At 71.0% G+C, this 9,079-nt stretch carries 10 protein-coding genes; 2 read left to right on the top strand and 8 right to left on the bottom strand.

Annotation, left to right across the window (positions count from 1 at the left end; all coding sequences use genetic code 11):
* Positions 1-64 precede the first annotated feature (64 nt).
* Positions 65-1,399, top strand: coding sequence for a UDP-N-acetyl-alpha-D-muramoyl-L-alanyl-L-glutamate epimerase (gene murL / locus VFH59_RS11535; protein ID WP_325165044.1), 1,335 nt, complete (start codon positions 65-67; stop codon positions 1,397-1,399).
* Entirely contained in the window at positions 1,399-2,757 is a 1,359-nt protein-coding gene (gene murD, locus VFH59_RS11530) for a UDP-N-acetylmuramoyl-L-alanine--D-glutamate ligase (RefSeq protein WP_325165042.1), read from the top strand. Before murL ends, murD begins: the two co-directional genes overlap by 1 nt.
* A gap of 215 nt (positions 2,758-2,972) precedes the next feature.
* Here the strand turns inward: murD and VFH59_RS11525 are convergent, their stop codons facing one another.
* From VFH59_RS11525 to VFH59_RS11490, 8 genes are all read right to left on the bottom strand, one after another.
* The gene (locus VFH59_RS11525) at positions 2,973-3,263 is read right to left on the bottom strand and encodes a KGG domain-containing protein (protein WP_325165041.1); all 291 of its coding nucleotides are present in this window, start codon (positions 3,261-3,263) and stop codon (positions 2,973-2,975) included.
* Between the two features lie 45 nt (positions 3,264-3,308).
* Positions 3,309-3,488, bottom strand: coding sequence for a hypothetical protein (locus VFH59_RS11520; protein ID WP_325165040.1), 180 nt, complete (start codon positions 3,486-3,488; stop codon positions 3,309-3,311).
* Positions 3,489-3,515: 27 nt separating this feature from the next.
* Positions 3,516-3,722 carry a DUF2795 domain-containing protein gene (locus VFH59_RS11515; RefSeq protein ID WP_325165039.1) on the bottom strand — a complete coding sequence of 69 codons (207 nt, stop codon included), beginning with the start codon at positions 3,720-3,722 and terminating at the stop codon, positions 3,516-3,518.
* Between the two features lie 16 nt (positions 3,723-3,738).
* Complete coding sequence (locus tag VFH59_RS11510; RefSeq protein ID WP_325165038.1) at positions 3,739-4,062, bottom strand: hypothetical protein; 324 nt, start codon at positions 4,060-4,062, stop codon at positions 3,739-3,741.
* A 184-nt stretch (positions 4,063-4,246) separates the two neighbouring features.
* Entirely contained in the window at positions 4,247-4,480 is a 234-nt protein-coding gene (locus tag VFH59_RS11505; protein ID WP_325165037.1) for a KGG domain-containing protein, read from the bottom strand.
* A gap of 49 nt (positions 4,481-4,529) precedes the next feature.
* Positions 4,530-4,712: a hypothetical protein gene (locus VFH59_RS11500; protein ID WP_325165036.1), complete on the bottom strand. Its 183-nt coding sequence runs from the start codon at positions 4,710-4,712 to the stop codon at positions 4,530-4,532.
* A 41-nt stretch (positions 4,713-4,753) separates the two neighbouring features.
* Positions 4,754-4,933, bottom strand: a complete 180-nt coding sequence (locus VFH59_RS11495) for a hypothetical protein (RefSeq protein WP_325165035.1) — start codon at positions 4,931-4,933, stop codon at positions 4,754-4,756.
* A 351-nt stretch (positions 4,934-5,284) separates the two neighbouring features.
* Positions 5,285-9,031, bottom strand: coding sequence for a translocation/assembly module TamB domain-containing protein (locus VFH59_RS11490; protein ID WP_325165034.1), 3,747 nt, complete (start codon positions 9,029-9,031; stop codon positions 5,285-5,287).
* Between the last annotated feature and the right edge of the window lie 48 nt (positions 9,032-9,079).

Here is a 9,079-nt window from a genome sequence, read left to right as displayed (position 1 = left end):
CTCTCCCCGGAGGGGAGAGGGGGCAGAGCAGCGGCACGTTCCATCGGAGTGACGAGTGACGACGATCAACCCCCGCCTGACCCAGACCTTCCGCTTCGTGCGCGCCACCTACGCCGATGGCGTGGCCGAGCTGGTCTATGCCTTCGACCAGGGCGAGAAGATGGTCGAGCGCGTCCGTTTCCCGGACGCGCCGACCGTACCGGCCGAACGCCAGCCTGCGTTCCATGCGGCGCTCAAGTTGCTGCACCTGGTCGCCGGCGTGAGCTACTACAAGGCCGGCGTGCCACCCAAGATCGAGTGCGAACCCCTGGACGGTGCGACGGCCGATCTGGCCGACGCGCTGTATCTGCACGGCCTGGCCGAGTTCGCCTACCGTAACGGGCTGGACCTGCGTGGGCGCATCGCCTTCCCGCGGGGCCGGGGCGAGGGGCCGCGCGTGCCGGAAGCTCCCGCCCTGAATCTCCCCGAGCGCACGCTCGTCCCCATCGGCGGCGGCAAGGACTCGCTGGTCGCGGTCGAGGCGATCAAGTCCATCGGCGGCGAGGCCACCGCGGTGTGGGTCGGCAATTCCCCGCTGATCGCCGCCTGCGCCGAACGGACCGGGCTGCCCACGCTGAACATCCAGCGCGAGCTGTCGCCGGTGCTGTTCGAGCTCAACCGGCTGGGTGCCTGGAACGGGCACATCCCGGTGACCGCGGTGAACTCGGCCATCCTCGCGCTGGCGGCGATCCTCTACGGCTACGACTCGATCGCCTTCGCCAACGAACGCTCGGCCTCGGCCGCCACGCTGGAGTACGAGGGCCAGCAGGTGAACCACCAGTGGAGCAAGGGTTTCGCGTTCGAGGCGATGCTGTCGGACTGGCTGCACACCCACGTCGCCGCCGACCTGGACTACTGCTCGCTGCTGCGCCCCTGGTCGGAGCTGGCGATCACCCGCGCCTTCGCGCGCCTGACGCCGTACTTCGACGCCTTTTCCAGCTGCAACCGCAACTTCCGCATCCTCGGGCCCAAGCCTGCGGACCGCTGGTGCGGACAGTGCCCGAAGTGCCATTTCGTGTTCCTGGCGCTGGCGCCGTTTTGCCCCAAGCCGCGGCTGCTGTCGATCTTCGGGCGCAACCTGCTCGATGACGAGAGCCAGGCGGCCGGCTTCGATGCGTTGCTGGAGTACCAGGACCACAAGCCGTTCGAGTGCGTGGGCGAGGGCGCCGAGGCGCGTGCCGCGATGCATGCGCTGAGCCAGCGTCCCGAATGGCAGGAGGATGCGCTGGTCGCGCGCTTCATCCGCGAGATCCTGCCGCAGCTCGAGCCTTCGTCGCTGGCGCTGGAGCCCTGGCTGGTGCCCGCCGACGAGCACCGCGTGCCGCCCCGCCTGCAGCCTGCGCTGGAGGCGATCGGCTGATGCGCATTGCCGACCTGGCCGGCCAGCGCGTGGCCATCTGGGGTTTCGGCCGCGAGGGCAGGGCGGCGATCGCGGCCCTGCGTGCGCGCCTGCCGTCACTGCGGCTGACGCTGTTCTGCAGTCCTGCCGAAGTGGCCGCAGCGCAGGCGCTGGACCCGGCGCTGGCGGTATACGGCGTGGAGCCCGACGCGGTTGCCCTGGGCGGTTTCGACGTGGTGGTGAAGTCGCCCGGAGTCTCCGCGTACAAGCCGGCGCTGCTCGCTGCGCAGGCGAGCGGCACGCGCTTCACGTCGGGTACCGCGCTGTGGTTCGCCGAGCAGCCGGACGCGCCGGTGCTGGCGGTGACGGGGACCAAGGGCAAGAGCACCACCACGGCGCTGATCGCCCACCTGGCGAGGTCCCTGGGCGTGCGCACGGCCCTGGCGGGCAACATCGGCCTGCCGCTGCTGGAACTGCTCGATGCGCAGGCCGGGCTGTGGGCGGTGGAGCTGTCCAGCTTCCAGACCGGCGAGGCGGGCCCGCTGCCGGTGGGCGTGATCACCAGCCTGTACGAGGAACACCTGGACTGGCACGGCTCGCGCGAGCGCTACGTCGCCGACAAGCTCAGGCTCGCGCAGGTCGCCCGCACGCTGTTGGTCAACGGCCTGCAGGAGGGGCTGCTCGAGCGCACGTCCGCGCACCCCCGGCGCGTGCTGTTCGGCGTGTCCGCAGGCTGGCACGTGCACGAGGGCTACATCCGGCGCGCCGGCGAGCGTGTCTTCGCCACGGCCGACCTGCCGGTGCCGGGCGGACACAATGCGCTCAACGCCTGCGCCGCACTGGCCGCGCTGGAGGCGATGGGCCACGACGCCCGCGCGGCGGCGCCGTCGCTGGCGCGCTTCCGTGCATTGCCGCACCGCTTGCAGCCGTTGGGCGAGCGCGGCGGGCGCCAGTGGATCAACGATTCGATCAGCACCACGCCGCAGGCCACGCTGGCGGCGCTCGCCAGCCTGGAAGGGCGCCAGGTGACGGTGATCGTGGGCGGGCACGATCGCGGGCTGGACTGGTCCGAATTCGTCGATGCGGTGAGCGACCAGGCGGGGCTGGCGATCGTGGCGCAGGGCGCCAACGGCCCGCGCATCGCGGCGGCGCTGCGCGAGGCGCAGGCGGTGGGCGAGCTCGCGCTGGTGGCGACGCTGGCCGAGGCGGTCGAACGGGCGAGGGAGGTGACCCCGGCCGGCGGGGTGGTGCTGCTGTCGCCCGGCGCGCCCAGCTTCGACCAGTTCCACGATTACGCCGAGCGCGGGCGGCACTTCGCCGGGCTGGCCGGTTTCGACGGGCCGGCGATCAGCGGGATCGAGGGGCTCGGCGTGGCCTGAAGGCCCGCATCCCCGCGCTCCGGGAGGGGGGAGGGGCGGGGGAAAGTCCCGGGGGCTCGAACACAAACGCATCGACCGCCATCGGGCTCGCGCCGTTTCCGGGGAGTCCACTGGCGGTCGATGCAGGGTCGGCAAGGCGGGCGAGTGTGCGCACACCCGCCGCATCGCCGTGGCGCGGCCCGGCGGCGCGAACGCCGCCGGCCGGCTGCGTGGGCTTACTCGCCCTCGGACTCCTTGCCCTTGTTCACCAGGTCGCGGACGCGATGGCCGCCCTTGGTGCCCAACTCGGAGTAGCCCTCGGGGCCCAGTTCTTCCTTGCGCGCTTCGCCGCCCTTCTTGCCGAGCGCCGAATAGCCTTCGGGGCCGAGCTGTTCCTTGCGGGTTTCGCCGCCTTTCTTGCCCATCTCCGAGTAGCCCTCGGGACCGAGCTGTTCCTTGCGGATCTCGCCGCCCTTCTGGCCGGCTTCGCGAACGCTCATGTCACCGGTGTTCTTGTTGCTTGCCATGGTTGCACCTCGTCTAGCAGTGAATGGAAAGAGGCCCGCGCGGGCTCAGTGGTTCTTGCGCTCGGACTGCTTGCCTTCGTCGACCAGTTCGCTCACGCGCTGGCCGCCTTTCTTGCCGAGTTCCTGGTAGCCCTCGTGTCCCAGCTCGTCCTTGCGGGCTTCGCCGCCCTTGTGGCCGGCCTCGCGGACGGTCATGTCGCCCTTGTCATGGCTCTGTTTGCTCATGGTTCTCTCCTGTCGGTTGGGTGGGGGCTACTCGATGTCGCCGTAGCCCTTCATCACTTCCTGCGGACCGCCGTACTGCTGGTCGGGAAGCTTGCGGATCTCCTGCATCACGTCGTCCGGCGCGCTGTTGCGGCGGGCGCATTCGATGAGGTCCTGCTTCTCGGCGGGGTAGTCCACGCCGCTCAGGTACTTCTGCACGTTGGCCGGCGAATGGCCTCCTACGCCTCGTGTCATGGTTGCCTCCGGGTGGTTACTCGTTGCCTTCGGATTCCTTGCCCTTGTTGATCAGGTCACGCACGCGGTGTCCGCCCTTGGTACCCAGCTCGGAATAGCCTTCCGGCCCGAGCTGCTCCTTGCGGGTCTCGCCGCCTTCGCGGCCGATCTCGCTCATCGCATTCGGGCCACGCTGCTCGCGCAGGGCCTCGACGCCCTGGTGGCCGAGCTCCGAGTAGCCCTCCGGACCCAGCTGCTCCTTGCGGATCTCGCCGCCCTTCTGGCCGGCTTCGCGGACGCTCATGTCGCCGCTGCCGCTGGCGTTCGAAGGGGTCTGGTTGTTGCGGTCGTTGTTCGCCATGGTTCTGTCTCCAGGTTGTCAGGGGAGCCCGCCAGGCGGGCAAGGCATGTGTTGCAACCCGTATGCCAGTGCGCAAAGCGCCATGCCGTGCCACTTGACGGTCCGGAGGCGGGCGGCAGGCGTGTAATTTGCGCCTGCCCGTGGAAAGAACTGCCTCGCGGGCGCGTGCGGGTCGCCTGCCTGCTTACTCGCCCTCGCTCTGCTTGCCCTTGTTGATCAGGTCGCGGACGCGATGTCCGCCCTTGGTGCCGAGCTCCGAGTAGCCCTCGGGGCCCAGCTCTTCCTTGCGGGCTTCGCCGCCCTTCTTGCCGATGGCCGAGTAACCCTCCGGCCCCAGCTGTTCCTTGCGGATCTCGCCGCCCTTCTGGCCGGCCTCTCGAACGGTCATGTCGCCCTTGTCGTTGCCCTGGTTCTTCATGGTTGTCTCCTCTCGTTGGGGGGATGTGGTGAGTCGCTACGTGCGCGGATCAGTGACGGCGGCCGCCACGGTCCTCGGCCTCATGGCCTTTCTCGACCAGCTCGCGTTCGCGCTGGCCGCCCTTGTGGCCACCCATCTGACCGGCCTCGCGCACGGTCATGTCGCCCTTGCCGCTGCCATGGGCCTGCTTCGAGTGCTGCTGGCCGCGATCGTTTTGCTGTTTCTGGCTCATCTGTCGGCTCCAGTGGTGGATCGTGGTGACCGGTCGGGTCGTCAGTGCCGTCCACGCTGCTCGGCCTGGCGGCCTTCGTTGACCAGTTCGCGCACACGCTGGCCGCCCTTCTGGCCGGCTTCGCGCACCGTGGTGCTGCCACGGACGCTCGCGCGTGAGGGGGAAGCGCTGGCGGATTTCTTGGTGCCCTGGTCATGGGTGGAGGACTGTTGCCGAGTCATGGTCATCTCCGTGGTTGAACACCCGGTCCGTGCCGGGCACCCAAGGGATTGCAACAGCGATGCCAGCGGAAAAATCCCGTCGCCACGCGGGTTTCGCTGCTCAGCGCAGAGCGCATGCTGAAAATTTGCGCGGGCAGGGGAAAGAACTACAGGCGCGACCAGGCGGGTGGGCGCGTGGTGGGTGCGCGTGTCTCTTCGCACGTGGCGGACGTCCTCGCCGGGACTCGTTTCCGGTGAAGAGGGCCGGGGTGGGGAGCGGGCATGCGGCAGCGCAGGACCCGGGGGAGCGCACTCGTGCGCGAGCGGGTCGCCTGCCGCTCGCGGCGCGCCTGCGGGGTCCTGCGTCGGGGCTCAGCGCTCCAGGCGGTAGTTGAGGCTCGCGCGGCTGAAGTCGGTGGCGTTCTGCACTTCGAGATTCCAGCGCTGGCCGAGGCGGTAGCGCAGGGTGATCACCTGGCCGGGTTCGAACAGGCCCACGCCGTAGCTCAGGTACAGCCGTGGCGAGAGGTACTTGCCGACGGTGAAGGCCGACTCGCCGCCCAGCGCCTCGTTGCCCGAGACGCCGATCTCGTCGACCCCCAGCTTGCTGCCGATGCTCTTGGCGAGCAGGTCGCCGGCGGCCGAGCCGAGCGCCTGGGCAGCGGCGCCGACCATGTTGCCTTCGCCGCTGCTGACCTGGGAGAGCGGCTTGCCGGTGATCAGGTAGGCGAGCGCGTCGGATTGTTCCATCGGCGGGTTGGAAAACACGGTGAGGACCGGCCGCTGCGCCGTGCCGCTGATTAGCAGGCCGACCTCCTGGCCCTCGTCGACGGTGGCGTTGGGATTGAGGCTGCGTACCGCGCGGATGTCCAGCCCGGGGTTGTCGATCGGGGTGCCGGCGAAGAGCAGTTTGCCGGACTGGATGTGCAGGTCCTGGCCATAGGCCTTGTAGGTGCCGCTGACCGCGATCTGCCCCTGGCCACGGGTAGCCTGGCCGGGTTCCTCGAGCACCGTGAGCGTGCCGGTGAGGTTGCCGTCCAGGCCCTTGCCGGCCAGATGCGTGTGGTGGCCGAGGTCGACCTTCACCCGCGCGCTGATCGGCAGTTGCGCGGCGGCCTTCTCCTGTTCGCGCTCGTCGACCACCACCACGTCGGGTGAGGCCTTGGTCGCGCCGCCGCCGGGCAGGCGATCGAGGTTCACGTTGGCGCTGTCCAGCGCGACGGCGCCGGTGACGTGCAGGCCCTGGGCGTCGCGCTGCACGCGCAGATCGGGGCTGAGCACCACCCGGGCGGCGGGGATGTCGGCCACCGTGACGTCCTGGCCGGCGAGGGTGATCGCACTCGACGCCTGCGCGTTGAAGCCATAGCTGCCGCCGATCGCCAGGACCCCCTTGCCCGAGCGCACGTGGCCGTCCAGTTCGACGTGTTGCGCGTCCGGCGCGCGCAGCACCAGTGCGCCGTCGACGAGCTTCAGGCCGAGCGCCGGGACCTCGGCGGCGAACCCGTCCACGTTGGCCTGGCCGGTCACCGCCGGCTGCGCCAGCGTGCCGGCGAAGCCGAAGCGGCCATCGAGACGGCCCTGCACGTTGGCTACCTCGCTGGTGAGCAGCTCGATCGGGGCCAGGCTGTCCAGCGTCACGGTCAACTGGCCACCGAGCGCCTGCGCGTCGCCGTCGATGGCCAGGCGACCGTCCAGGCGGCCATTCCGGTTGAGCGCGGCATGCGCCTCGATCTGCTGGTGGCCGGGTGCGAGGTCCGCGTCGACGGTCAGGCCCCGCCAGGCGAGCAAGGGCCGTTGCGCCTGCTGCGTGTAGGTGATCGAGCCCTGGTCCGAGGCAAGGGTGGCGCGACCACCCAGCGCCCCGTCGGCGCTGCGCTTGAGCGTGCCCTCGCCATGCAACTGGCCATCGGCGCGCATCGGCAGGTCCGCATAGCCGGCGGCATTGAGGAGCAGCGCGAGCGGCAGCGCCCGCAGCCGGTAGCTGGCGGCGAGGTTGCCGGCCTTGTCCTGTTTGCCCTCGACGCACAGCAGCGGATCGCCGGCGGTGAGGCACAGCGACGACAGCGCCAGCGCACCGGCCTCGTAGTCCAGCGTGGCCGGCCCCTGCAGCCGCCAGCGCGGCAGGCCCTGCGGCGCCAGGTCCAGCCGCTCTAGGGTGCCCTTCCAGTGGCGCTGCCGGAGGCTGCCACGCAGGGCGAGTTGGGCGGAAAGCTGGCGGCCGTTCGCGTCCAGCGTGAGCCGGTGGTCCGTCTCGGTACCCGCGGCGTGCAACGCCAGCGCGTGGAACGCGAGGCCACCGAGCCACGCATCGCGGGCATCGAGGTCCACGTTGCCGCCCGGTTTGCCGATATCGGGCACGTGCGCCTTCAGGTCCAGCCGGCCGACCCGCTGGCTGCCGTAGGCGAGGGCGCTGCCGCGCACCGTCGCGTCGACGCCGAGCGCGGGCGGCAGGCCGGTGACGTGCGCATGCGCGTCCAGCCGGCCGCCGGCATCGGGCAGCCAGTCGGCCAGCGTGGCGACGGTCAGCTGCACCTGCACGTCATTGCGTGCGCCGGGCTGGCCCTCGATCGACACTTTGCTGCCGCCGGAGGCGAGTGCGAGCGTGCCGTCCAGCACCTGGTTCGGGGACAGGTGCAGACTGCCGTGCCCGCGCACGGGACGGTGGCGCAGGTGGCCGTCCAGACGGGCCAGCTCGAGCGTGGCATCGGGACGGCCCGAGGGCAGCGTGCCGTGCGAGGTGAGCCGCGCATCGAGCTTGCCGCTCCATCCGGCAAAGAGCTGGCCGGGATCGAAGTCGTTCGCCTCGGCCGCCAGTTCCCAGCCGAACGCCGGCTGCAGGGTGAGCGTGCCCCGTGCCTGCAGGCCGCCTTGCGGCTGTCGGATGTCCAGCGTGTGCAGCGCCAGCTGCCGCGGCGTGCCGTCGAGGTTCACCGTCAGCTGCGCGAGCTTGCCCGGCGGGCCGACCGCCACGTCGCCCTGCGCATGGAAGCGCGCGGTGCTGCCGCGCAGGTCCAGTCGGCCATGGCTGGCCAGCGGCTGGCCAGCCAGTGCCGCCGGCAGTTCCAGGCCCTGCCAGGCCAGTTGCAGCGTGCCGCTGGGGGGCGTCGCATCCAGCTGGATCTGTCCGTGCGCCTGGAGCAGCCCCTTGATCTGCGGCGAGGTGAGGGTGAGGGCCTGCAGTGTGAGCCGCGAGCGATCGTCGCTCAGCTGCGCGCGCAGGGGCGCGAGACGGAGGCGCCACTGGTCGAGATCGACACTGCCGGTCAGCGTGCCGCCGTGGCGGTCGCCGTTGCCGCGAAGGGCAAGCGCGAGGCTTTGCAGCCTGCCCTTGCCCAGCACCGGTGCGGGATCGAAGCGGGGCGCCTCGAGCGAGGCCGTCCAGGGCCAGGCGCCGCCCTGGTCCAGCGCCAGTTGCAGGTGCGCGGCCATCGGTCGGCCGAGCGCGAGGTCGAGCCGCGCGCGGTTGCCGTCGCTGCTCGCCTTCAACTGGCCGGCATAGGTGGTCCCGCCCAGCATCCAGGCGAAGCTTGCCTGGCCGTTGCCCCGGTAGGTGTTGCCGATGGCGAGGGTGCCGGCGACGTCCGCGTGACCCTGCGGCGAGCGCAGTCGCAGGGTGCGGATGGCGATGCCCTGGGCGTTCCAGTGCCCGGCGAGGTCGAGGCTGTCGGCGCTGAACAGGGTTTGGTGGATCCGGTGGATCACCGCGTCGGCGACGTGCGCATGGTCGACCGTGATCGCCACTGGCGGCTCGAGCGAGAACGGCCCGCCCTGCGGTCCGCCCGGCGTGGGCGGCGGCAGCGAGACATCCACGCCGCGCACGTCCAGGTTGTCGACATGCAGGTGTCTGGTGAGCAGCGACCAGAGCCGGACGTCCAGCTTCGCGCTGGCGATGTGCACGGTCAGGCCGTTGCCGTCGGTGTAGCGCAGGCCCTCGACCTGCAGCGGGCCGGCGAGGGTGCCGTGGGCGTGCTGCACGCGGAGCGCGCCATCGGTGAAGCCGCTGGCGCGGGCGAGCGCGAAGCGCAGGCCTGCGCCGGTGCCGAGCAGCCACCACAGGCCCAGCGCCAGCAGCAGGAGCAGGGCGAGCAGGGCGATGCCGAGGCGTTTGAGCCACTTCATGCGCGCATTCTCGTGCCGCGCGCCGCGCAGGGAGCGTGGAAGTGCGCC

Origin of the sequence: Frateuria sp. (genome assembly GCF_035695185.1) — a bacterium.
Classification (GTDB): Bacteria; Pseudomonadota; Gammaproteobacteria; order Xanthomonadales; family Rhodanobacteraceae; genus Frateuria_A.
This window is presented reverse-complemented; position numbering and strand designations above follow the sequence as displayed.

Bases quoted from the DNA above. Each gene is read 5' to 3' on its own strand.
- murD (WP_325165042.1), top strand. From the start codon at position 1,399: ATGCGCATTGCCGACCTGGCCGGCCAGCGCGTGGCCATCTGGGGTTTC.
- VFH59_RS11525 (WP_325165041.1), bottom strand. From the start codon at position 3,263: ATGGCAAGCAACAAGAACACCGGTGACATGAGCGTTCGCGAAGCCGGC.
- VFH59_RS11520 (WP_325165040.1), bottom strand. From the start codon at position 3,488: ATGAGCAAACAGAGCCATGACAAGGGCGACATGACCGTCCGCGAGGCC.
- VFH59_RS11515 (WP_325165039.1), bottom strand. From the start codon at position 3,722: ATGACACGAGGCGTAGGAGGCCATTCGCCGGCCAACGTGCAGAAGTAC.
- VFH59_RS11510 (WP_325165038.1), bottom strand. From the start codon at position 4,062: ATGGCGAACAACGACCGCAACAACCAGACCCCTTCGAACGCCAGCGGC.
- VFH59_RS11505 (WP_325165037.1), bottom strand. From the start codon at position 4,480: ATGAAGAACCAGGGCAACGACAAGGGCGACATGACCGTTCGAGAGGCC.
- VFH59_RS11500 (WP_325165036.1), bottom strand. From the start codon at position 4,712: ATGAGCCAGAAACAGCAAAACGATCGCGGCCAGCAGCACTCGAAGCAG.
- VFH59_RS11495 (WP_325165035.1), bottom strand. From the start codon at position 4,933: ATGACTCGGCAACAGTCCTCCACCCATGACCAGGGCACCAAGAAATCC.
- VFH59_RS11490 (WP_325165034.1), bottom strand. From the start codon at position 9,031: ATGAAGTGGCTCAAACGCCTCGGCATCGCCCTGCTCGCCCTGCTCCTG.